Annotated in this window: 20 protein-coding genes; 12 read left to right on the top strand and 8 right to left on the bottom strand. The window is 68.2% G+C overall.

The window, feature by feature from the left end; translation table 11 throughout:
- Positions 1-28: 28 nt before the first annotated feature.
- Positions 29-3,298, bottom strand: a complete 3,270-nt coding sequence (gene icmF / locus ACPCUW_RS00230) for a fused isobutyryl-CoA mutase/GTPase IcmF (protein ID WP_423423331.1) — start codon at positions 3,296-3,298, stop codon at positions 29-31.
- Positions 3,299-3,516: 218 nt separating this feature from the next.
- Here icmF and ACPCUW_RS00225 point away from each other — a divergent pair, with 218 nt between their 5' ends.
- From ACPCUW_RS00225 to ACPCUW_RS00195, 7 genes are all read left to right on the top strand, one after another.
- Positions 3,517-5,037 (top strand): CoA-acylating methylmalonate-semialdehyde dehydrogenase, encoded by a 1,521-nt coding sequence (locus ACPCUW_RS00225; RefSeq protein ID WP_423423330.1) that lies wholly within the window; start codon positions 3,517-3,519, stop codon positions 5,035-5,037.
- Positions 5,038-5,041: 4 nt separating this feature from the next.
- A complete protein-coding gene (locus ACPCUW_RS00220; RefSeq protein ID WP_063015862.1) occupies positions 5,042-6,181 on the top strand; it encodes an acyl-CoA dehydrogenase family protein in 1,140 nt (379 codons plus the stop codon).
- A gap of 82 nt (positions 6,182-6,263) precedes the next feature.
- Positions 6,264-7,346, top strand: a complete 1,083-nt coding sequence (locus tag ACPCUW_RS00215; protein ID WP_423423329.1) for an enoyl-CoA hydratase/isomerase family protein — start codon at positions 6,264-6,266, stop codon at positions 7,344-7,346.
- A gap of 5 nt (positions 7,347-7,351) precedes the next feature.
- Positions 7,352-8,260 (top strand): 3-hydroxyisobutyrate dehydrogenase, encoded by a 909-nt coding sequence (gene mmsB / locus ACPCUW_RS00210; protein WP_423423535.1) that lies wholly within the window; start codon positions 7,352-7,354, stop codon positions 8,258-8,260.
- A 16-nt stretch (positions 8,261-8,276) separates the two neighbouring features.
- On the top strand, positions 8,277-9,053 hold the full coding sequence (locus tag ACPCUW_RS00205) for an enoyl-CoA hydratase (RefSeq protein ID WP_030518309.1): 777 nt from the start codon (positions 8,277-8,279) through the stop codon (positions 9,051-9,053).
- 53 nt (positions 9,054-9,106) lie between these two features.
- On the top strand, positions 9,107-9,607 hold the full coding sequence (locus ACPCUW_RS00200; protein ID WP_423423328.1) for a DUF3558 family protein: 501 nt from the start codon (positions 9,107-9,109) through the stop codon (positions 9,605-9,607).
- Positions 9,608-9,612: 5 nt separating this feature from the next.
- Positions 9,613-10,119, top strand: a complete 507-nt coding sequence (locus ACPCUW_RS00195; protein ID WP_423423327.1) for a DUF3558 family protein — start codon at positions 9,613-9,615, stop codon at positions 10,117-10,119.
- A 7-nt stretch (positions 10,120-10,126) separates the two neighbouring features.
- Here the strand turns inward: ACPCUW_RS00195 and ACPCUW_RS00190 are convergent, their stop codons facing one another.
- The 3 genes from ACPCUW_RS00190 to ACPCUW_RS00180 form a co-directional block, all read right to left on the bottom strand.
- Positions 10,127-11,209: an Hsp70 family protein gene (locus ACPCUW_RS00190; protein ID WP_423423326.1), complete on the bottom strand. Its 1,083-nt coding sequence runs from the start codon at positions 11,207-11,209 to the stop codon at positions 10,127-10,129.
- Positions 11,210-11,282: 73 nt separating this feature from the next.
- On the bottom strand, positions 11,283-11,819 hold the full coding sequence (locus ACPCUW_RS00185) for a MarR family winged helix-turn-helix transcriptional regulator (RefSeq protein ID WP_030518305.1): 537 nt from the start codon (positions 11,817-11,819) through the stop codon (positions 11,283-11,285).
- A gap of 62 nt (positions 11,820-11,881) precedes the next feature.
- Positions 11,882-13,291, bottom strand: coding sequence for a metallophosphoesterase (locus ACPCUW_RS00180; protein ID WP_423423325.1), 1,410 nt, complete (start codon positions 13,289-13,291; stop codon positions 11,882-11,884).
- 143 nt (positions 13,292-13,434) lie between these two features.
- Here ACPCUW_RS00180 and ACPCUW_RS00175 point away from each other — a divergent pair, with 143 nt between their 5' ends.
- On the top strand, positions 13,435-14,469 hold the full coding sequence (locus ACPCUW_RS00175; RefSeq protein ID WP_195073258.1) for an extracellular solute-binding protein: 1,035 nt from the start codon (positions 13,435-13,437) through the stop codon (positions 14,467-14,469).
- A gap of 4 nt (positions 14,470-14,473) precedes the next feature.
- Here ACPCUW_RS00175 and ACPCUW_RS00170 read toward each other — a convergent pair whose 3' ends face one another.
- The gene (locus tag ACPCUW_RS00170; RefSeq protein ID WP_423423324.1) at positions 14,474-15,148 is read right to left on the bottom strand and encodes a hypothetical protein; all 675 of its coding nucleotides are present in this window, start codon (positions 15,146-15,148) and stop codon (positions 14,474-14,476) included.
- Positions 15,149-15,342: 194 nt separating this feature from the next.
- Between ACPCUW_RS00170 and ACPCUW_RS00165 the strand changes: the two genes are divergently transcribed.
- A complete protein-coding gene (locus ACPCUW_RS00165; protein WP_146100742.1) occupies positions 15,343-15,753 on the top strand; it encodes a hypothetical protein in 411 nt (136 codons plus the stop codon).
- A gap of 7 nt (positions 15,754-15,760) precedes the next feature.
- Here ACPCUW_RS00165 and ACPCUW_RS00160 read toward each other — a convergent pair whose 3' ends face one another.
- Positions 15,761-16,930, bottom strand: coding sequence for an FAD-dependent oxidoreductase (locus ACPCUW_RS00160; RefSeq protein ID WP_423423323.1), 1,170 nt, complete (start codon positions 16,928-16,930; stop codon positions 15,761-15,763).
- A gap of 105 nt (positions 16,931-17,035) precedes the next feature.
- Between ACPCUW_RS00160 and ACPCUW_RS00155 the strand changes: the two genes are divergently transcribed.
- Complete coding sequence (locus ACPCUW_RS00155) at positions 17,036-17,611, top strand: TetR family transcriptional regulator (RefSeq protein ID WP_423423322.1); 576 nt, start codon at positions 17,036-17,038, stop codon at positions 17,609-17,611.
- Positions 17,612-17,749: 138 nt separating this feature from the next.
- Here the strand turns inward: ACPCUW_RS00155 and ACPCUW_RS00150 are convergent, their stop codons facing one another.
- Together ACPCUW_RS00150 and ACPCUW_RS00145 are read right to left on the bottom strand one after the other, a co-directional pair.
- Positions 17,750-18,238 (bottom strand): FBP domain-containing protein, encoded by a 489-nt coding sequence (locus ACPCUW_RS00150; RefSeq protein WP_423423321.1) that lies wholly within the window; start codon positions 18,236-18,238, stop codon positions 17,750-17,752.
- Between the two features lie 82 nt (positions 18,239-18,320).
- Positions 18,321-18,914 (bottom strand): TetR/AcrR family transcriptional regulator, encoded by a 594-nt coding sequence (locus ACPCUW_RS00145; protein ID WP_423423320.1) that lies wholly within the window; start codon positions 18,912-18,914, stop codon positions 18,321-18,323.
- Positions 18,915-19,040: 126 nt separating this feature from the next.
- Between ACPCUW_RS00145 and ACPCUW_RS00140 the strand changes: the two genes are divergently transcribed.
- Together ACPCUW_RS00140 and ACPCUW_RS00135 are read left to right on the top strand one after the other, a co-directional pair.
- Complete coding sequence (locus ACPCUW_RS00140; RefSeq protein ID WP_245922413.1) at positions 19,041-20,483, top strand: MFS transporter; 1,443 nt, start codon at positions 19,041-19,043, stop codon at positions 20,481-20,483.
- A gap of 162 nt (positions 20,484-20,645) precedes the next feature.
- Positions 20,646-21,584 (top strand): undecaprenyl-diphosphate phosphatase, encoded by a 939-nt coding sequence (locus tag ACPCUW_RS00135; RefSeq protein ID WP_063015846.1) that lies wholly within the window; start codon positions 20,646-20,648, stop codon positions 21,582-21,584.
- The last annotated feature ends 12 nt before the right edge of the window (positions 21,585-21,596 follow it).

The raw sequence follows: 21,596 nt of genomic DNA, 5'->3' as shown, positions 1-21,596 counted from the left end.
ACACCGGCGGGTCACATCCGAACCCTTGTCACACATTGCGGCGGTATTGCCCGCCGACGGTGAAGAAACAGTCGGTGATCTGCTGCAGAGTGCAGACCCGCGCGGCGTCCATCAGCACGTCGAAGACGTTGTCGTCGCCGCGTGCGGCGGCCTCGAGCCGGGCCAGGGCGGCCTGCGCCGGCTCGCGATGCGCGGTGACGAATTCCTCGGTGCGACGCAGCTGCGATTGTTTCTCGGCCTCGGTACCGCGGGCCAGTTCCAGCACTTGATGGGTTTCCCCGTTCGGATTGCGGAACGTGTTCACTCCGATGATGGGCAGCGTGCCGTCGTGCTTGCGGTGTTCGTAGCGCATCGATTCGTCCTGGATGCGCCCGCGCTGATATCCGGTCTCCATCGCGCCCAGCACCCCGCCGCGTTCGCTGATCCGCTCGAATTCGGCGAGCACCGCCTCCTCCACCAGATCGGTCAGTTCGTCGATGACGAAACTGCCCTGTAGCGGATTCTCGTTCATCGCCAGGCCCCATTCCTTGTTGATGATCAACTGGATGGCCAGGGCGCGCCGCACCGATTCCTCGGTGGGTGTGGTCACCGCCTCGTCGTAGGCATTGGTGTGCAGGCTGTTGCAGTTGTCGTAGATGGCGATCAAGGCCTGCAGCGTGGTGCGGATATCGTTGAAGTTCATCTCCTGGGCGTGCAGCGAACGCCCGGAGGTCTGAATGTGGTACTTCAACTTCTGCGAGCGGTCGTCGGCGCCGTATTTGTCGCGCATCGTGATCGCCCAGATCCGCCGGGCCACCCGCCCGATCACCGAATACTCCGGATCCATGCCGTTGGAGAAGAAGAACGACAGATTCGGTGCGAAATCGTCGATGGCCATGCCACGCGCCAGATAGGCCTCGACATAGGTGAATCCGTTGGCCAGGGTGAACGCCAGCTGACTGATCGGATTCGCGCCGGCCTCGGCGATGTGATAGCCGGAAATCGATACCGAGTAGAAGTTGCGCACGCCGTTGCGGACGAACCATTCCTGGATATCGGCCATCATGCGCAGGCTGAATTCGGTGGAGAAGATGCAGGTGTTCTGCCCCTGATCCTCCTTGAGAATATCGGCCTGGACGGTGCCACGCACCGTGGCGAGGGTGCGGGCACGCAGGTCGGCGGCCTCGTCGCTGCTCGGCTCGCGCCCGTTGTCCTCCCGAAACCGTTGCAGCGCTTGATCTATCGCGGTGTTGAGGAAGAAGGCGAGAATCGTCGGCGCCGGACCGTTGATGGTCATCGAGACCGAGGTGCTGGGCGCGCTGAGGTCGAAACCGTCGTAGAGGGCCTTCATATCGTCGACGGTGGCGATGGAAACCCCCGAGGTGCCGACCTTTCCGTAGATGTCGGGCCGCGGGGCCGGATCGTGACCGTAGAGGGTCACCGAGTCGAAGGCGGTCGAGAGGCGTTTGGCCTCGGCGTGTTCCGAGAGCACCTTGAACCGCCGGTTCGTGCGGAAGGGATCGCCCTCGCCGGCGAACATGCGGGCCGGATCCTCGTTGTCGCGCTTGAACGCGAACACGCCGCCGGTGAACGGGAAGCGCCCCGGCAGATTCTCCGAGCGCAGGAAGCGCAGCAGCTCGCCGTGATCGGTGAAGCGCGGCAGCGCCACGCGCGGAATCGAGTTGTCCGACAACGTGGTCCGTCGCAGCGGCGTGCGAATCTCGCGATCGCGGACCCGGACCACCTGTTCCTCGCCGCGATACGACTCCACGGTCGCGGGCCAATCCCGCAGCAGCGCGGCGGATTCCGGGGTGAGATCCGCGCTCGCCCGCCCGAGCAATCCGGACACCGTCCGTTTCGCGACCGAGAGATCTTCCGCCGTAGCGTCTTCCGTGCCGGTCGGATCGTCGGTCGCCCCCACGGGCAGTTCCGCCAGCACCTGTTCGAAGCGCTGCACCCGCTGGGCCGCGACCACCTGCCGCCGGGTCTCGGCGTGGTAATCGCGGACAGTCTCGGCGATCTCGGCCAGGTAGCGCACCCGCCCCGGCGGAATGATCTGTGCGAATCGGGTGGAGGCGCGGGTGTCGACCCGCGGCAGCACACCGGTCTCCAGCGGCAGGCCGCGCGCACCGAGCAGCCCGGCCAGATGCTGATAGAGCGCGGTCACCCCGTCGTCGTTGAACGTCGCTGCGCTGGTGCCGAATACCGGCATATCCTCCGGCGCCGCCCCGAACGCCTCGCGGTTGCGCACGAGTTGGCGCGAGACGTCCCGCAGCGCATCCTCGGCGCCGCGGCGCTCGAACTTGTTGATCGCCACCACATCGGCGAAATCGAGCATGTCGATCTTCTCGAGCTGGGAGGCCGCGCCGAACTCCGGCGTCATCACATACATCGAGATGTCGACGTGGTCGATGATCGCCGCATCGCCCTGACCGATACCGGGCGTCTCGAGAATCACCAGATCGAATCCGGCCGCCTTGCAGGCCAGGATCATCGCGTCGATATTGGTCGGCAATTCGTGTGCGCCACGGGTGGCCAGCGAGCGGAAGTAGACGTGTTCGCTGTCGAGCGAGTTCATCCGGATGCGGTCACCCAGCAGCGCGCCGCCGCCGCGGCGCCGGGTCGGGTCGACGGCGAGGATCGCCACCCGCAGTTTGTCCTGCTGATCGGTGCGCAACCGCCGCACGAGTTCGTCTGTGAGCGAGGACTTTCCGGATCCGCCGGTGCCGGTGATGCCGAGTACCGGCACGGTGCGGCCGGCGGCCGCGGCCCGCAGTTCGTCCAGATCCGCCGCGGGCAGCGCATCGGCCTGCAGGCAGGTCATGGTGCGCGCCAGCGCATATCGCTCACCCGCCAGCACCGCCTCGATGGCGGCCGGTTCGGTCGACAGATCCACATCGCAAGCCCGGACGAGTTCGTTGATCATGCCGGGTAGCCCGAGTCGCTGGCCGTCCTCGGGAGAGAAGATGCGCACCCCCGCCGCCGCCAGCCGTTCGATCTCCTCCGCGACGATCACGCCACCGCCCCCGCCGAAGATCTCGACGTGCCCCGCCCCGGCCTCGCGCAGCGCGGTCGCCAGATATTCGAAGTACTCGACGTGCCCGCCCTGATACGAACTGACGGCCACGCCCTGGACGTCCTCGGTCAGCACCGCGTCGACCACCTCGTGGACCGCGCGGTTGTGCCCCAGATGGATCACCTCGGCCCCCTGTGACTGCAGGATGCGCCGCATGATGTTGATCGCCGCATCGTGGCCGTCGAAAAGGGCCGCGGAGGTGACGAAACGTACGGGATGGACCGGAACGTGCAGGTCGGCCATGTAATCCTCCACCAGAGGCCGGCGCGGGATCGCCGGGCGCCTACGCTTGGCGTCCCGATAGTAGGACGTCAAATCAACTGTACTGTGATGCGGACCACGGCGCCATCGGTGTCATAAATCACATGACTTCCGATACTTGGACATCCAACTATAGGATGGCCGGGTACTGCGTCGGCTCCGGCGTGGCAGGCATCGACCGCATCGAGAACAGGACTGGCATGGTTCGCGAACTCACTCATTTCATCGGCGGGCAGCGGGTGGCCGGGACCTCCGGTAACTTCGGCGACGTCTACGACCCCAGCACCGGGCAGGTCCAGGCGCGGGTGCCGCTGGCCAGTGTGTCCGAGGTCGAGGCGGCCATCGCGAATGCGGCCGAGGCGCAGCGCACGTGGGCCGCGTTCAACCCGCAGAAGCGGGCCCGGGTGCTGATGAAGTTCGTCGCCCTGGTCCAGGACGAGATGGATTCGCTGGCCGCGCTGCTGTCGAGCGAACACGGCAAGACCATCCCGGACGCCAAGGGCGATATCCAGCGCGGGCTCGAGGTGATCGAATTCGCGATCGGCATCCCGCATCTGCTCAAGGGGGAGTACACCGAGAGCGCGGGCACCGGGATCGACGTCTATTCGATGCGGCAGCCGCTCGGTGTGGTTGCCGGCATCACCCCCTTCAACTTCCCGGCCATGATCCCGCTGTGGAAGGCCGGACCGGCGCTGGCCTGCGGTAACGCCTTCGTGCTCAAGCCGTCCGAGCGTGACCCCTCGGTGCCGCTGCGGCTGGCCGAACTGTTTCTCGAGGCCGGGTTGCCGGCCGGTGTGTTCAACGTCGTCAACGGTGACAAGCAGGCGGTGGACACGCTGCTGAACGACGAGCGGATCAAGGCCGTGGGCTTCGTCGGCTCCACCCCGATCGCGCAGTACATCTACGAAACCGCCACCGCGAACGGCAAGCGCGCCCAGTGCTTCGGCGGCGCCAAGAACCACGCGATCGTCATGCCGGACGCCGATCTCGACGATGTCGCCGACCAGCTGATCGGCGCAGGCTACGGCTCGGCGGGCGAACGCTGCATGGCCATCTCGGTGGCGGTGCCGGTCGGCGAGGAGACCGCGGATCGCTTGCGCGCCAAGCTCGTCGAGCGCATCGGCAAGCTGAACGTCGGCCGCTCCGACGATCCGGGCGCGGACTTCGGCCCGCTGGTCGGCCGCGACGGTGTGGAGCGGGTGAACAACTACGTGCAGATCGGTGTCGACGAGGGCGCCGAGCTGGTGGTCGACGGCCGGGGACTGAAGGTCGCGGGCGCCGAGGACGGATTCTTCGTCGGCGCAACGCTGTTCGACCGCGTCACCCCCGAGATGCGGATCTACAAGGAGGAGATCTTCGGCCCGGTGGTCGCGATCGTGCGCGCCGCCGACTACGAGGAGGCGCTGCGCCTGCCGAGCGAGCACGAATTCGGCAACGGCGTCGCGATCTTCACCCGCGACGGCGACACCGCCCGCGACTTCGCCGCGCGCGTGCAGGTCGGTATGGTCGGCGTCAACGTCCCGATTCCGGTGCCGATCGCGTATCACACCTTCGGCGGCTGGAAGGCGTCCGGCTTCGGCGACCTGAACCAGCACGGTCCCGACTCGATCCGCTTCTACACCAAGACCAAGACGGTCACCCAGCGCTGGCCGCAGGGCCTGCGGACCGAACCGGCCGCGGGGGCCGGTGCCGATCACTTCGTCATCCCGACGATGGACTGAGACGATGTTCGTACTCGACGAGGACGAACAGGCGATCGTGGACACCGCGCGCAGTTTCGCCGACGAACTGCTCGCCCCGAACGCGCTGGAATGGGACGAGCACAAGCACTTCCCGATCGATGTGCTGCGCAAGGCCGGCTCGCTCGGCATGGGCGGCATCTACGTCGGTGAGGACGTCGGCGGTTCCGGATTGCGCCGCGTGGACGCGGTGCGGATCTTCGAACAGCTCGCCACCGGCTGCCCGGCGATCGCGGCCTATATCTCCATCCACAACATGGCCGCGTGGATGATCGACAGCTACGGCACCGAGGCCCAGCGCAACCGCTGGCTACCGGGGCTGACCTCGATGGATCTGCTGGCCAGCTACGCGCTCACCGAACCGGGCGTCGGCTCGGACGCGGCCGCGCTGAGCACCAGGGCCGTTCGCGACGGCGACGACTATCTGCTCACCGGGGTCAAGCAGTTCATCTCCGGTGCGGGCAGCACCGATGTGTATGTCCTGATGGCGCGGACCGACGACGCAGGCGCCCGCGGCATCTCGGCGTTCATCGTGCCCGCGGATACGCCCGGACTCTCCTTCGGCGCCAACGAGAAGAAGATGGGCTGGAACGCTCAGCCGACCCGGCAGGTCATCCTCGACGAGGCCCGGGTGCCGGCCGCGAACCTGCTCGGCGGTGAGGGCAACGGCTTCCGGATCGCGATGAACGGCCTCAACGGCGGCCGGCTCAACATCGCGGCCTGCTCCCTCGGCGGCGGCCAGACCGCGCTGGACCGGACCGTGGCATATATGGCCCAGCGCAAGGCATTCGGGGCCCGGCTGCTAGACAACGCGGCACTGCAGTTCGACCTCGCCGATATGCGCACCTCGCTGGAGGCGGCGCGGACCCTGCTGTGGCGGGCGGCGGCCGCCCTCGACGCCGACGCCGCCGACAAGGTGGAGTTGTGCGCGATGGCCAAGCGCTTCGCCACCGATGCCGGATTCGAGGTGGCCAACAAGGCCCTGCAATTGCACGGTGGCTACGGCTATCTGGCCGAGTACGGAATCGAGAAGATCGTGCGCGACCTGCGCGTGCACCAGATTCTCGAGGGAACCAACGAGATCATGCGGGTCGTGGTGGCCCGCTCGGTGGTCGGCGCGGCATGAGCGGTCAGCGCCCGGAGGCGGCAGCCTGCGTAACCACGGAGGGCGCCCGCTCATGCCGAGCGGATACAGCGTAAGGAAGAATATGACCGAAGCAGAAGTACTGTTCGACAAGCGCGACGGCGTCGGCCTGATCACGCTCAACCGGCCCAAGGCCATCAACGCGCTCAATCATCCGATGGCGCAGGCGATTCTGTCGACCCTGCGCGAGTGGGCCGTCGACGACGAGGTCCGCACGGTGGTGCTGACCGGCGCCGGGGAACGCGGGCTGTGCGCGGGCGGCGATATCGTCGCCATCCACACCGACGCGAAGAACGCGGTGGCGCACGGTATTTCGCGCCACGACAGCGCCGATTCACCGAGCGGCCGGTTCTGGCGCGACGAGTACATCCTCAACGCGCTGATCGGCAACTATCCGAAACCGTATGTCGCCGTGATGGACGGCATCGTGATGGGTGGCGGCGTGGGACTGTCCGCCCACGGCAATCGCCGCATCGTGACCGAGCGGTCGATGGTCGGCATGCCCGAGACCGGTATTGGTTTCATCCCCGACGTGGGCGGTACGTATCTGCTGGCGCGCACACCGGGTGAACTGGGTACTCACGTCGCCCTGACGACGGCGCGCATGGGCGCCGGAGATGCGATCGCGGCCGGGTTCGCCGACTATTTCGTTCCCGCCGAACGCATTTCGGATCTGCTGGCCGAACTGCGCCGCACCGATGCCGACGCCGCGATCGCGGCGGTCGCGCAGCCCGCGCCGGTGTCGGACCTTGCCGCGCAGCGGTCGTGGATCGACGCCTGCTACAGCGCCGACACGGTCGAGGAGATCGTCGCGCGGCTGCAGCGCCACGACGCCCCCGAGGCAGCCAAGGCGTCCGGCGACGTGTTGTCGAAATCGCCGGTGGCACTGAAGGTGACGTTGCGTTCCCTGCGCAACGCCCGCGCGGCGGCGAACCTGGAACAGGCGCTGGACGAGGAGTACCGGGTCTCGGTGGCCGCGCTGACCACGCACGATCTGGTCGAGGGCATCCGTGCCCAGGTGGTCGACAAGGACCGCAACCCGCAGTGGTCGCCCGCCACCCTCGCGGAGGTGTCGGAGGCGCTGGTGGACAGCTATTTCGCCGGTCTGGGCGACCGGGAACTCGGACTGAGCGGAGCACAGGAGTGACGAACGTGACGAAGGTGGCCTTCCTGGGCCTCGGGCATATGGGCGGCCCGATGGCGGCGAATCTGGTGCGTGCCGGATATCGGGTACTGGCCTACGACCCGGTGCCGGCCGCGCAGGAACAGGCCCGCGCCGACGGAGCGGAGGTCTTCGACACCGCCGCGGCGGCCGTGACCGAGGCCGAGATCGTGATCACCATGCTGCCCAACGGCCGCATCGTGCTCGACGTCTACGACAACGTACTGCCGTCCGCCAAGCCCGGGACCCTGTTCATCGACTGTTCCACCATCGACGTCGCCGACGCCAAGCGCGCCGCGGAAGTCGCTGTGGCAGCGGGACATCGGGCCCTGGACGCGCCGGTGTCGGGTGGCGTCGGCGGTGCCACCGCCGGCACCTTGACCTTCATGGTCGGCGGCGAGGCCGACGATTTCGCCGCGGCGCAGCCGGTGCTGGACGTGATGGGCGGCAAGGTCGTGCACTGCGGCGGCGCGGGGGTGGGCCAGGCCGCCAAGATCTGCAACAACATGATGCTGGGCATCTCGATGATCGGGCTGTCCGAGGCGATCGTGCTGGGCGAGAAGCTGGGCCTCACCCACGACAAGTTCTACGACGTGGTCTCCACCGCCTCGGGCCAGTGCTGGTCGCTGACCACCTATTGCCCGGTGCCGGGCCCGGTCCCGACCAGCCCGGCCAACAACGAGTACCGGCCCGGATTCGCCACCGCGTTGATGAACAAGGACCTGGGCCTGGCCGCGAACGCCCTGCGCGACAACGATGTCGAGGGACGGTTCGGTCTGCTGGCGGCCGAGATCTACGAGCAGTTCAACCGGTCGGCGGGGGACCTGGACTTCTCCGCTATCGTCACCGATATTCGCCGCCGTTCCGGCGCGAAGCCGGGCCAGGATTCCGGCGAGTAGCCGAGAAAGGGAAACAGTGACCGACTTCGAAACCATTCTGCTGGAGCGCACCGGACGCGTCGCGGTGATCACCCTGAATCGGCCGAAGGCACTCAACGCGTTGAATACGCAGGTGCTCACCGATATCACCGCCGCACTCGACGAGGTGGAGGCCGATGCCGGCATCGGCGCGGTGGTGCTGACCGGTTCGGAGAAGGCGTTCGCCGCCGGCGCCGATATCAAGGAGATGCAGTCCAAGTCCTATATGGACATGTTCCTCGCCGATTTCTTCCAGGGCTGGGACCGGGTCGGCGCGTTCCGCAAGCCGATCATCGCGGCGGTGGCCGGATACGCCCTCGGCGGCGGCTGCGAGCTGGCGATGATGTGCGACATCCTGATCGCCGCCGACACCGCGAAGTTCGGGCAGCCGGAAATCAAGCTGGGTGTGATTCCCGGCATGGGCGGCTCCCAGCGCCTGACCCGCGCGGTCGGCAAGGCCAAGGCCATGGATCTGATTCTCACCGGCCGCAATATGGATGCCGAGGAGGCCGAACGGGCCGGACTCGTGGCCCGCGTCGTCCCGGCGGCGGAACTGCTGTCCACCGCGCGCGAGGTCGCCGAGACCATCGCCGGCATGTCGCTGCCGTCGGTGATGATCGCCAAGGAGGCCGTGAACCGCTCGTACGAGACCACGCTCACCGAGGGCTTGCGTTTCGAGCGCCGGGTGTTCCACTCGCTGTTCGCCACCGAGGATCAGACCGAGGGCATGACCGCCTTCGTGGAGAAGCGCGCGGCGAACTTCGAACACCGCTGAGCAGTCTCGGCACGAGCGGTCGCGTGCCCGGGAATTCCCGTACGCTCATCGGCGTGAGATGGGTAGTCGCCGCGGTCACGGTGGCCACCGCTGTGGTGGTGGCGGGATGTGGCGCGTCCGGGCCCGCACCGGCCACGACGAGTCCGGCCCCGGCGCCGGTCTCCGCGCAGGCACTGGCGGTCGCCGAGTGCGGGTCCGCCACCGATGCGGATGTCGTTGCCGCAACAGGCATTTCCGGGTTCCAGCAGGTGTCGGCCAATCCGCTGCGCTGCCGGTGGGAGGCGGCCGCCGGCACCGCGGTGACCTTCGAATGGTTCCGTGCCAGTCCGATCGCCGCGCATATCGCCACCGACCCCGCGGCCCAGGCGGCGCCGCTGCGGATCGGCGACCACACCGGCCGGATCTTCTCCACACCGCAGTGGTGTGAGGCCGCCGTCGATTCCGGTGCCGCGGATTTCGTCGACTGGCGTGCCGACGAGCCGCAACCCGCTGCGGCACAAGCCTGTTCGGCCGTGCGGCAGCTGGCCGCGGCGACCCTGGCGAAGGCGGGGTGACGACGATGCGCCGAGCCCGTCGGCTCCTCGTCGCGGTGGCCTTGATCGCCGCCGCGGCCGGATGTTCCTCGGGGCCGACGCCCCCGCAGCGGCCGGTGCAAGCCGAGGACGAACTCCTGCAGGGGTGTGGTCCGGAAACCGATGCCGAGATCGCGAATCTGGTGCATGCCACCGCCGTTCACCGCGAGGGCGGACCGACCGTCTGTGCCTGGGAGGGCAACTACCCGGACGGCGGCGTCGTCGACATCACCTACGCCTGGTTCGCGCGGGACTCGCTGTTGCGCGCCGGCCAGGTCGCCGCGGCGCTCGGCTACCGCACCGAGCATCTGGTGATCGGCAGTTTCGGTGGGCTCATCTGGCACGATCCCCGGGATCCCGGCAGTTGCGGGGTCTCGGCCGCCGATTCCGGGACCGTCACCTACTGGGTGCAGAACCGCTCCCGCCTCGCCACCCCGGACCCGTGCGCCGCGGCGACGGACGCGGAGAAGGCGACCGTCAAACTGGACGGATGATCCGCCGTCAGTTCCCGGGTGGGGGTTCGGCACTGCTGCCCGCGACCTCCACGGGACGTGCCGGTGTGCCGTCGTGCGCGGGCCGTGCCGCATCGTGCCCGGTGACCAGCAAGCCGGTGACCGTCGCGCCGAGCGCCGCGGTCACCGCCAGCGCCGCGACCACCTTGCGCCGCGATACCGCCGGCCGTGGTGTCGAGGCCGCCGATCCGCACTGCGGGGGGGTGAATCGGATACCGCGTACCCGGCGCGCCGACGGTTGTTCGGTGGCCATCAGTACCGCGCCCCGAACGGAGACGAAATCGGGCTCCGGATCGTAGATCACCGGCAGATCCAGCAGCTGCTCGAGCGACTCGCGGATACTCGGGCTGCGTGTGCAGCCGCCGAGCAGCGCCACCGCCCGCGGCGGGACCCCGGTCTCCTCGATCAACTGCCGCACATACGACACCGAATGGTGGATTCCGGCCACGACCAGATCGTGGAAGTCGCTGCGGGTCACCACGATTCGCATGCCCGAGCAGGGATCGCCGGCGGTCACCACCCGGGTGCCGCTGAGCTGTTCCTTGTATTCGCGCCCGGTGGCATTGTCGATCTCGACACCACCGTGCGCGAGATGCCAGCGCAGCAGAGCGTCGTGGCCGTCGCCGCCCAGGAGGGTGCTGCGCTTACCGGCCAGAATGGCCTGAGTGCGGCAATCGGCCTCGGTGAGGGTGAGCCCGGAGCTGCCGAGGTCGTAGAGCAGCACCGCACCCTCGTCGGGCAGCTGTCCGCTGAACCGCAGATAGCGCAGCTGGGCCGGCGGTTCGTCGACGATGGTGAGCCGGCTGCGTCCGGCCGCGGCCCGGATGGCCTCGGCGTGCAGGGCGCAGCGTGAGGTGACGGCGATGCCGGTGACGAATTCGTCGCGGTCGGCCGCGGAGGCCCGCATCGCGTCGATGGCCTGGAAGACCGGCTCCTCGACCCCGGCCCCCGCGCGACGAGCGACCACGCAGCGATCGATCGGCGGCAGATGGGGCTGATCGGAGTGGGTGAGCATGGCGCGCGCGCCACCAGCGCCCGCCGACACGCCCAGGACCAGCACCATGGCGTCCATGGTGAACCTTTCGGCCGCCGATGGGAAGGCAGCGCCCCGGGATGTCGCTGCCGGAATGTCGGCAACCCGGTGGTCAGGCCCAGCGAGTCGGTGTGTCGCCGCTGTCGAAGTCCCCCGCCTCGCGCCGGAATTCCGCCAGCAACTGCAGCAGCAGGTGGAGACGCTCCGGGGGCAGCCCCGGCCGGGCGAAGACCTTCTCGTTCAACTCCCGGGTGGCCGCCGCCGCCAGATCGCGCCCGGCGGCCGTGATCTCGATCAGGGTTGCCCGGCGGTCGCTGGGGTGTGGTACTCGTTTGACCAGTTGGGCGGCTTCGAGCCGATCGACGGTATTGGTGACACTCGTCGGGTGAACCTGCAGCCGGGCGCTGGCCGTCGCCATCGGCAGGGCCCCGGTCTTGCTGAAGCTGAGCAGCGTCAGCAGTTCGTAGCGGGAGAACGTCAGTCCCGACGGGCGCAGTGCCTCGTCGACCCGGGCCATCACGATCTGCTGGGCACGCACCAGGGAGGTCACCGCCGCCATCCCGTCGGCGACATCGCCCCAGCCGTGCGAGGTCCACTGGCGGTGGGCCTCTTCAATGGGGTCCAGCGGAAGCGGGCGAGGTGCGGCCATACCGCCGAGTGTATTTGCCCGTCCGCTCCCACGCTGCGGTCCGGAGTCGCCGAATCGGTAATTCAGGACAGTCCCGAAAGATCACCGAGGACAACATGGTTGCGATCGGCGGTGCTGCCCAGTGTGTATTCGGGCATCGATCCGAGATATTCGGCCCGGCTGCGGGTGCTCCACCGCCGCGCGTCCGGGGTGCGGGTTTTGTAGAAATTGACCATGTAGCCGCCCTCGTAGAGGCGCAGCAGGGTGTAGCCACCCGGATACTCCTTCACCGCGCCCACTTCCAGAAATTCCACCCGGAGCGGGATGTCGGGCCGGGTGCGGCGATTGCGGTGGGTATGGCCCGCATGGTGGAAGAACACCCCGGGCGTCGCTTGATACAGCTGTTGCAGGGTGAGCGCGTCCGATCGATTCAGCACGAAATTCGGCCCGGCGAGATTGGTCAGGCCCGATTCCGCGGTGACCGGATGATGTCCGAAGACGACCGTCGGCCGATCGGGGTCGCGGTTCAGTGATTCCCGCAGGCGATCGAATTGCCCGGGACCGATACTGCCCCCGGATCCGTCGAGTTCGGTGGTGTCGAGCCCGATCAGCCGCAACCCGCCGAGCCGGTGCTCGCTGAATTGTTCCGGGGGAAGGAAGGATTCGCCCCAGCAGTCGTGGTGATCGGCGGTCACCGCCGGGCAGGCGGCGTAGTCGGCGCCGGTATGCGGCCGGTCGTGATTGCCGCGCGCGGCGAACCAGTCCCGTCCCTCGATTCCCCAGGCGTCCAGCCGGTTTCGTACGGTCCGGGTCTGCTCGGGAGTAGCTTCCGAGGTCAGATCACCGGCCAGGATCAGATGGTCGGCGCCGCGATCCGGTAGGCGTAGATCGTCGAGCAACGCCCCCAGCATTACCTCGGGGTAGGGCGGCAGTCCCGGTTCCTGCCGCACACCCGGTGGCAGGCCGGCGGCGATGATGCCGCTGGTCTCCTCACCGATGTGCACGTCGTTGCAGAGAGCGAGGGTGCGCAGCAGCCGGCCCGGGGGAGCGACCAGAGTGGTGAATTCGCCGGTGCATTCGGGTGCGTCCGGCAGATGGGTGACCAGCTCCGGCGCCGGTACCGCCCGCACGCCGTCCGACCATGCCTCGAATCGATACCGCCGCCCCGGTTCCAGACCGTCGATCTGCGCGTAGTGATACGGCGTCCGATCGGCGCCCGCCACGGCAACCGTCCGGGCGGGGCCGGTGGAATCCGCGGGAGCCAACCGGATTTCGGTGCCCGCATCGACCGGTACCGGGGCTCCCGACGCATCGACGCCGAGGGTCGTCCAGGTGATGATCGCCGACGTGTCGGTGATCGTGACCACCTCGAGATCGGTCGCGCGCAGTGAATCAGCCTGGGCCCGAGCCGAACCCGGGAGTACGAGCGGTGCGGCGGCCGCCGCGGCCAGAGCCGCGAGCAGCCGGCGGCGATTCGGCCCGCAGCAGGTCATCGTCGCTCCCTCGGAGGTGGTCGGTTCCGATCCGAAGCCGACCCTACCCAGATCGGCGCCATACCGCGTTTCGTGTCGCTAACCCACGCGGTAGGTTGGCTAGCCGGTCGCCTCGGCGCAATTTCCGATCGGAAGGACGGTCCATGGCAACGGCGCAGCAGCACGAACGTACCCGATGGAAACTCGTGCTCGGCGTGGTGGCGCTGGCCGCCTCGGCGCTGGTCACCGCCTGTTCGGCGTCGTCGGACGAGCCGGAGATCGTGGTCTACAACGCGCACGATCAACGCCTGACCCGGCAGTGGGCCGACCTTTTCACCGAGCAGACCGGAATCCGGGTGACGCTGCGCGCCGGCGCCGATGCCGAAGTCGCCGACCAGGTGCTGGCCGAGGGGGATCGATCGCCCGCCGATGTGGTTGTCACCGAGAATTCACCGGCCATGGCCCGGATCGAACGCGCCGGGCTGTTCGCCGACCTCGACCCCGCCACCCTCGCGCAGGTGCCGGAACGGTTCCGCCCGAATTCGGGTCACTGGACCGGAATCGCCGCGCGCGCAACCGCTTTCGTTGCCCATCCGGCCGAGATTCCGCCCGCCGAGCTGCCCGCCGGGTTGCTGGACCTGCAACAGCCACAGTGGCACGGCCGCTGGACCACGGATCCGCACGGCGCGGATTTCCAGGCGATCGTCGCGGCGCTGCTGGAACTCGACGGCGAGAACGCCACGCGCGCGTGGCTGCACGGGGTGAAGGACAACGCGTCCGTCGCGCCGAACGGTTTCGCCGCACTGAAATCCGTCGGCGCGGGTGGAGTCGGCGGCGCGCTGGTCTTCGCCACCGACTGGTACCGCGCCCAGCTCGCGCCCGAGCGGATCACCGGTCCCTCGGTGCCGCATTATTTCCGCGGCGGCGACCCGGGCGGATACCTCTCGCTGTCCGGTGCGGGCGTGCTGAAGTCGAGCCGGCACGCCGACGACGCGCAGCGGTTCGTGCGATTCGTGACGGCCGCGGCCGGTCAGGGTCTGCTCAGCGGCGGTGCGGCCATGGAGTATCCGGTGGCCCCCGGCGTACCCGCCGACCCGGCGCTGCCGCCGCTGGATTCACTGGACCCGCCGCGCGTGAATCCGAGCGACCTCGACCCGGTGAGGGTCGAGGCGCTGATGCGCGAGGCGGGGCTGCTCTGATCCGCTACGAGGCGGTCAGGTCGTAGCGGTACCTGCTGGTAGGGATGACGTCGAGGTCGCGATCGGCGCCGAAGGTCGCGACGCTGGCCATCATGCGACCGGCGCGGCGCTGCAACTCCGCGTCGTCACCACCGCTGCCCCAGAACGCGTGCTGGTCGGTCATCGCATCCATCGGGAACAGTTCCTCGACCAGCGCGTCCACCCGCGGCCCCGGAGTCACCGCGGCGACCACCGTGTTCTGCACATAACCGAAGGTGGCCTGGGTTTCGATCGCCACTGTCGTATGGCGATCCTGCCAGTTGTGCAGCCATTCGGCGCGGCTCAGTTCCTTCGGAATTCGCAGCAGCGCGATATTGGCCAGTGCGTCGTAGCGGGTTCCGTCCGGGGGGCGCGCGGTGGTGAGCGGTTCGCGTTCCTCCACGATCCAGCCGTTGATCCGCTCGGCGACGCCGCTGAGCACATCGGTGATCGGCCCGTTCTGTCCTTCGCTCCAGACGGCGACGATCGCGGCGACCGGTTCGTCGTAGCTGCTCACCCGCAGTTGTGCGGTGGCGACGTCGGCATCGCCGATGTTGACCTGCAGTTGGGTCGCCCCCGCGGCGGCCAGCCGCCGGTGGAAATCCGGCGCGTGGAGGATATCCGCGAGATCCGGCCCCCAGAGGGCGTACATCAATTTCATGCCGGATCCTTTCGGGGAACTGCGTTCGGCTGCGACGACGGTAATTCCGTCTACCGCGCGACACTCGCGATTCGCCGAATCCGGTCCCGCTCACCGGGACCGAATCGGATGCCGGATCGCCGCGCATGTGCGACGGTCCGGACGGGTCGGTCGCCTACAGTGAGAGCGACATTCATCCGGTGAGAGGAGACCAGGTGCGCCGCATACTGTTCGCGATGACGCTGTGTGCCGCTGTACTGCCCGCGCTCGCCTGCTCCGCCGAGGCCGACCGCGCACCGGCGGGTACATCGGCGCCCGCGTCCGCGCCCGCGGCTGCCGACCACGGCACCAACGGCACGATCGAGGTGGTGGCCACCCACGGTCCCGAGAAGTACGCCGCCGCCGGCCTCGCCGCGGGCATCACCACCTGTCAGGCCGGTTCGGTGCTGGCGACCCTGACCACCGGCCGCGACGGCAAGGCCCACCAGGATGTCGCCGCCGACTGCTATCAGGTGCAGGTGACGTCGGTGCCGATGGGATGCCGGTTGGCCACCGACACCGCCAAGAAGGTCGATGTGGTGGCCGGCCGGACCGCGACGGCGGAGTTCGGATTGGCCTGCGCCTGAGCGCATGTCACCGGTTGGCGAGTTCGGCAAGCCGGTAGGCCAGCGTCGTGCGCACCGCCGGAACGCGGGTGACGAGGCGGATCGCGGTATTGCGCAGCAGGCGGGCCGGGCGCGGGCGCAGGGTCGCCATCCGGGTCATGCGATCGGTGAAGGCGACCACGTCCAGCGCGACCGGGCGGCGGGTGCGCTCGTACTCGTCGAGCAGCGTGTCGGGTTCACCGCGCAGGACCCGGGCCAGCAGCGTGCCCAGTAGCGCGGCGTCCTGAATGCCGGTGTTCATTCCCTGCCCACCGGCGGGGCTGTGCACATGTGCGGCGTCTCCGGCCAGCAGAATCCGCCCGGCGCGGTACCGGTCGGCCACGCGGTGATGCACGCGGAAACGCGAGCTCCACAACACCTCTCGCGCCGTGGCGCCGGGGCAGCGGGCATCGAGCAGCGCCTGCACTTGCGCGCGGGTGGGCTGTTCGGGTGCTTCGGCGACGGTGGCGACGATGCGGAAACGATCGTGCTCGGGGTCCGGCAGCGGCGCGACGACGGTGATGCCCTCCGGTGAGACGTGCAGCGATACTTCGTCGCGGGGCGCGGGCCAGTCCATCCGCACATCCGCGAGGACGAACGATTCCGGATAGGTGGCGCCGGTGAATCCGATTCCCGCCGCCTCGCGGACCCGGCTGTGCATCCCGTCCGCCCCGATGACGTAGCCGGCCCGGATCGACCCGGATTCCCCTGTGGCATCGGTGAATTCGACGGTGACCGCCTCCTCGCCCGGTATCACCGCGGTGACCTCGACGGGCCGCAGAACCGTTCCGCCCGCCCGCTGCAGCCGGTCGAGCAGGACCGCCTCGGTCGTCTCCTGGCCGATCATCAGCGTGTAGGGGAACGGTGTCGGCAGCCCGGAGAAATCGATGGTGGTCAGCCGATCGGCGCCTTCGTACATGACGAAGCGCGGTACCTCCAGGCCGCGATCGTGCAGGTCCGCGGCGATGCCGAATCCGTCGAGGACCTCCAAGGTCCGGGCATGGACCACCGCGGCGCGGGATGTGTTCGCCCCGGCGGCCAGCCGATCCAGCAGAACCACGTCGGCGCCGGCATCGGCGAGCGCGATCGCGGCGGTCAGCCCGGCGGGCCCGGCGCCGACGATGACGACCGCGGCGGTGGCGGGAACGGTGCTGTTCATGGCTACTCCCTCAGTTTGCCAACCTGTGTTGGCCAACGGCTGTTGACTTAAGAATAAGGTCGCGGCCGCTGGAAAGTCAACAGTTGTTGGCCTACGGTTGTGGGCATGAATGAGGAAACTGCGCCGCGCCGCTCGGACGCCACCCGCGCGGCGATTCTGGAGGCGGCTCGCCGGCATTTCGCCCGCGAGGGATTCGCCAAGGCGACCATTCGGGCCATCGCCGCCGACGCCGGCATCGATCCGTCGATGGTGATGCGGTACTACGGCAACAAGGACGGCCTGTTCGACGCGGCGCTCGACGTCGATCTCGGCCTCCCGGATCTGGCGGCGGTGGCCGAGGACGAGTTGGGTGAGACGGTCGCGCGGCGCTTCCTGGAACTCTGGGAGACGCCACCGAGTAACGAACTGCTGCTGACCCTGCTGCGTTCGTCGGTGTCGGACGAGGCTGTGGCGCAACGGTTTCAACGCGTCTTCGCCGAACAGCTGATGCCGATGGTAACCCGGGTCGGCGATCCCGCGGACGCGCCGCGGCGAGCCGGATTGGTGGTCTCGCAGATTCTGGGACTGGCGGTGTGTCGCTATGTGCTGCGTCTGCCGCCCGTGGTGGCGTTGACGGCCGAGGAGATCGTCGCGGAGATCGGTGCGACGGTGCAGCGGTATCTGGTGTCGGTGCCGAAGTGAGGGTCCGAGTGGTCCGGAGGTGGACATGAAAATGCCCCGAGTCCGGCGGGCTCGGGGCATCAGGGCTGCGGCGCGGTCCTCGAGTGTCGGCGCACGGCATCTACCTCCGTTCGATCGGGTGGGCGCTGTCCTGGGCGGTCAGCTGTAGAGACGCTCGACGAATGCGCGCAGGTTCGTGCGCACCCGCTCGGCCTTCTCCTCGTCGGTCAGATCCTCGCGGTAGCGGTTGCCCAGCGCCGGACGCTTCTTGTTGCGCGCGTACAGCGAACAGGCGAGATCGGTGCACATGTAGATGCCGATCGAATTACCGCGCCGCCCGGAGTCGCCGACCTTGTGCGCGGTGAGCAGCGACACGCCGCTACCGGTATGCGTGGTCAGGCAGATCGAGCACAGCTGGGCCCGGCCGGATACGCCCGTCTCGTAGCGCAGGGCCACGCCGACCAGCCGATCGTCCTGCGGGGTCACCAGATAGGCGCGGCCCGGCATCGACCGATCGTTCCAGCCGAAGAAGTCCAGGTCGTCCCACGGTTGCGCGTCGAGATCCCGGGGGACCGGCATGCGTTTGGCCTCGCCCTTGGAACAGTTCACGAACGACGAGCGGATGTCGCGTTCGGTCAGTGGTTGCACGTGTTCACTCCCTTCCGAATGGATGAATGGAAAACGGAGCGAGGCTACGGCCACCGATCGCGGCGGGCAATCGAATATCGGCTCAGCCGGTGGTCCGCAGGCCGGCCAGGGTGACCGTGATCAGCCGTTCGGCCGCATCGGGTGATGTCTCGCACGCGACGCCGATCCCGTGGCCCAGGCGCAACAGATCGCGTGGTTCGATCTCCGTGCGGATCAACCCGGCTTCCTGGGCGGGTTGCAGGACCGAGGTCGCGGCGTCGGTGATCAGATTCGAGCACAGCGTGAAGGTCTGCGATCCGCGGTCGATGGCGGCCTTGAGGGTCACTGCCAGGCTGCGTTTGTCCATCACGAACCGCACCTGGGCGCGGAACCACTGCTCCAGGGCCTCGAGCGGGGGGAGGGTTTCGGTCAGCTCGGCGGCGAGTTCGGCCAACGCCTCGATGCTCGATCGGTAGACGGCCTCGATGAGTGCGTCCCGGTTGGGAAAGTGCCGGTAGAGGGTGCCCGGCCCCACCGCAGCGCGGCGGGCGACCTCGTCGAGGGGCGCCTCGGGACCGTGTTCGGCGAACGCCTCGCGCGCGCATTCGAGTATGCGCTCGTAGTTACGCCGCGCATCCGCGCGCATCGGACGCGGCGGCGCCGCGCGCCCGGACCCCTGTGTCGACGGTGCGCTCACGATTCCTCCAGTGGAAACGGACGAACTCTCCGCTTAGTCTTGCGTAACCGGAGAACTTCTCCATATGCTATCTCCATTGGAAACGGAGACATTCTCCGTTTTAGTTCCGCATCCGATGGAGCCTCCTTGTCTACCTCCACGACCTCTACCTCCGTGCTTTCCTCGTCTGCGCAGGCCGGCGCACCGCCCGGCCGCCTGCGCTCCGGCATCGTGCTCGTCACGCTGCTGACCTGCCAGTTGATGATCGTGCTCGACATCACCGTCATGAATGTGGCGCTGCCGCGCATTCAGCACGATCTGCACTTCAGCGCCACCGGCCTGTCCTGGGTGATGAACGCCTACACGCTGGTCTTCGGTGGGCTGCTGCTGCTCGGCGGCCGGGCCGGTGACCTGTTCGGACGCCGGCGCCTGTTCATCCTCGGGACCGTGCTCTTCACCCTCGCCTCCCTCGGCGGCGGTCTGGCGCCGTCGGCCGCCTGGCTGATCGTCGCGCGCATCGTGCAGGGTCTGGGCGGCGCGATGGCCGGACCGAATACTCTCGCCCTGCTCACCACCACATTCGCCGATCCGAAGATGCGGGTCCGGGTGCTCGCCCTGTTCTCCGGAATGTCGAGTGCGGGATTCGCGATCGGGTTGATCCTGGGCGGGCTGCTGACCCAGTGGCTGAGCTGGCGCTCGGTGCTGTTCATCAACGTGCCGTTCGGACTGGTGGTGGCCCTGCTGGCGGTGCGGTATCTGCCCGACGCGCCGCGCCGTCGCGCGCACCTCGACCTCCCCGGAGCGGTGACCGCGACGGGTGCGGTGGCCGCGTTGGTCTACGGCTTCATCAGCGCCGCGGCGCACGGCTGGGACGATGTGACGACCGATGTGTCGCTGACGGTCGGCGTCGTCGCACTGGTGGCGTTCCTGCTCATCGAACGCCGCGCCGTCCAGCCGCTGCTGCCCCTGCACCTGTTCGCCGACCGCAATCGCGCCGCCGCGTACGCGAATATGTTCCTCGGCCCGATGGCGGGAACCTCGATGTTCTTCTTCCTCACCCAGTATCTGCAGGAAGTGCGGGGAATGAGCGCGCTGGCAACGGGTTTCGCCTTTCTGCCGACCGCGGTGACGATGTTCACCATGATCCGGCTGATTCCCCGCCTGCTGCCCCGTTTCGGACCCAAGCCGGTGACGCTGGTGGGGACGGCCGCGATGATCGCCGGACTGGTCCTGCTCACCCTGCTCGATACCGATACCGGTTACTTCCCGCTGCTCGCGGTGGCGACGGTCTTGATGGGGTGCGGTATCGGCCTGGCGTTTTCGCCGCTGAACGTGATCATCATGGCGAATGTGGCGCCCGAGGAGGCCGGTGCGGCGGGCGGTGCGCTGCAGACGCTGCAGCAGACCGGTGCGGCGCTGGGGCTGGCGGTGCTGGTCACGGTCTTCGGCACCGCTGTCCGGGCCGCGTCCGGCTCGGCCGTGCATGTGCTCGTCTCCGGCATCACGACCGCCTTCGCCGCGGCGGCGGGGATCGCGGTACTGACATTGCTTGTGGCGTCGACATTTCGGAGCGTACGGGCGCAGCGGTGAGTGCCGGGACGGCGGCCCTCGGAGATGCCCCAGGGCCGCCGTCCTCGATATCCAAGATCAACTTCGGGCATATCGGACGATTCGAAACTCGTTGTCGCGCAGTGACTTATCCGAGATTCGACTCACAGGAACCTTTATGATTGCCGTGCGAAACTCGTCGCGATGCTCACCTATTTCGAAGCGATGGTCATCGGCGCGGTGCAGGGTTTCACCGAGCTGTTCCCGATCTCCAGTCTCGGACATTCGGTTCTCGTGGCGGCCTGGCTGGGTGGACGCTGGGGAGCGCTGGCCGACCGGGGCGGAACCGAATCCGCCGCAACCTATTTGGCGTTCGTCGTCGCCCTGCACGTGGCGACGGCGGTCGCGCTGGTGATCTACTACCGGCGCGACTGGTGCGCGATCATCGTCGGATTCGTCGAGATGGTGCGGACACGGCGCCTGGATACCGTTCCGCAGCGGCTGGCCTGGTTGATCATCGTCGCGACCGTGCCGGTCGCGGTGCTCGGTCCGCTGCTCGAACATCCTCTGCACGATGTCTTCGCGGCTCCGTTGTGCGCCGCGGCCTTTCTGACCGTCAACGGCGTGGTGCTGGTCGTCGGCGAGGGGCTGCGTCGCCGCAACGAGCCCACCCTCGCCGAATACGGCCGTCGCTTCGCCCTGAACCAGGCGAACGGCCGAACTCGCACGGCGACAACGCTTTCTCTCCCGCAATCGGACCGCCGCTTGGCGGCCCTCGACTCCCGGGACGCGGTCGGCATCGGCCTGGCTCAAGCCGGCGCCCTCCTCACCGGCTTCAGCCGGGCCGGCCTCACCATGGTCGGCGGTCTCTGGCGCGGTCTGGAGCACGAACATGCCGCCAAATTCGCCTTCCTCCTCGCCACCCCCGCGATCTTCGGCGCCGGGATAGTCGACCTCCCGGACCTGATATCCCCACGCGCCGAGGTGATCTGGGGCCCGATCCTCGTCGGCGCGGTGGTGTCCGGTGTCACGTCGTGGTTCGCCGTCCGCTATCTCGAACGCTACTTCCAGACTCGAACCCTGTTGCCGTTCGCGGCGTACTGCGTGATCGTGGGGGTGGTGTCGATCGTTCGATTCGGGTGAGCAGCGTAGCGA

Source organism: Nocardia sp. AB354 (assembly GCF_049538315.1).
GTDB lineage: Bacteria > Actinomycetota > Actinomycetes > Mycobacteriales > Mycobacteriaceae > Nocardia > Nocardia nova.
The sequence above is the reverse complement of the archived record's forward strand: the minus strand, read 5'-3'. Positions and strand labels throughout refer to the sequence as shown.

Excerpts from the sequence above, each read along its gene's own strand:
- icmF (WP_423423331.1), bottom strand. The coding sequence starts at position 3,298 with ATGGCCGACCTGCACGTTCCGGTCCATCCCGTACGTTTCGTCACCTCC.
- ACPCUW_RS00155 (WP_423423322.1), top strand. The coding sequence starts at position 17,036 with ATGAATGAGGAAACTGCGCCGCGCCGCTCGGACGCCACCCGCGCGGCG.
- ACPCUW_RS00195 (WP_423423327.1), top strand. The coding sequence starts at position 9,613 with ATGCGCCGAGCCCGTCGGCTCCTCGTCGCGGTGGCCTTGATCGCCGCC.
- ACPCUW_RS00135 (WP_063015846.1), top strand. The coding sequence starts at position 20,646 with ATGCTCACCTATTTCGAAGCGATGGTCATCGGCGCGGTGCAGGGTTTC.
- ACPCUW_RS00170 (WP_423423324.1), bottom strand. The coding sequence starts at position 15,148 with ATGAAATTGATGTACGCCCTCTGGGGGCCGGATCTCGCGGATATCCTC.
- ACPCUW_RS00190 (WP_423423326.1), bottom strand. The coding sequence starts at position 11,209 with ATGGACGCCATGGTGCTGGTCCTGGGCGTGTCGGCGGGCGCTGGTGGC.
- ACPCUW_RS00160 (WP_423423323.1), bottom strand. The coding sequence starts at position 16,930 with ATGAACAGCACCGTTCCCGCCACCGCCGCGGTCGTCATCGTCGGCGCC.
- ACPCUW_RS00185 (WP_030518305.1), bottom strand. The coding sequence starts at position 11,819 with ATGGCCGCACCTCGCCCGCTTCCGCTGGACCCCATTGAAGAGGCCCAC.
- ACPCUW_RS00225 (WP_423423330.1), top strand. The coding sequence starts at position 3,517 with ATGGTTCGCGAACTCACTCATTTCATCGGCGGGCAGCGGGTGGCCGGG.
- ACPCUW_RS00180 (WP_423423325.1), bottom strand. The coding sequence starts at position 13,291 with ATGACCTGCTGCGGGCCGAATCGCCGCCGGCTGCTCGCGGCTCTGGCC.
- ACPCUW_RS00175 (WP_195073258.1), top strand. The coding sequence starts at position 13,435 with ATGGCAACGGCGCAGCAGCACGAACGTACCCGATGGAAACTCGTGCTC.
- ACPCUW_RS00215 (WP_423423329.1), top strand. The coding sequence starts at position 6,264 with ATGACCGAAGCAGAAGTACTGTTCGACAAGCGCGACGGCGTCGGCCTG.
- ACPCUW_RS00220 (WP_063015862.1), top strand. The coding sequence starts at position 5,042 with ATGTTCGTACTCGACGAGGACGAACAGGCGATCGTGGACACCGCGCGC.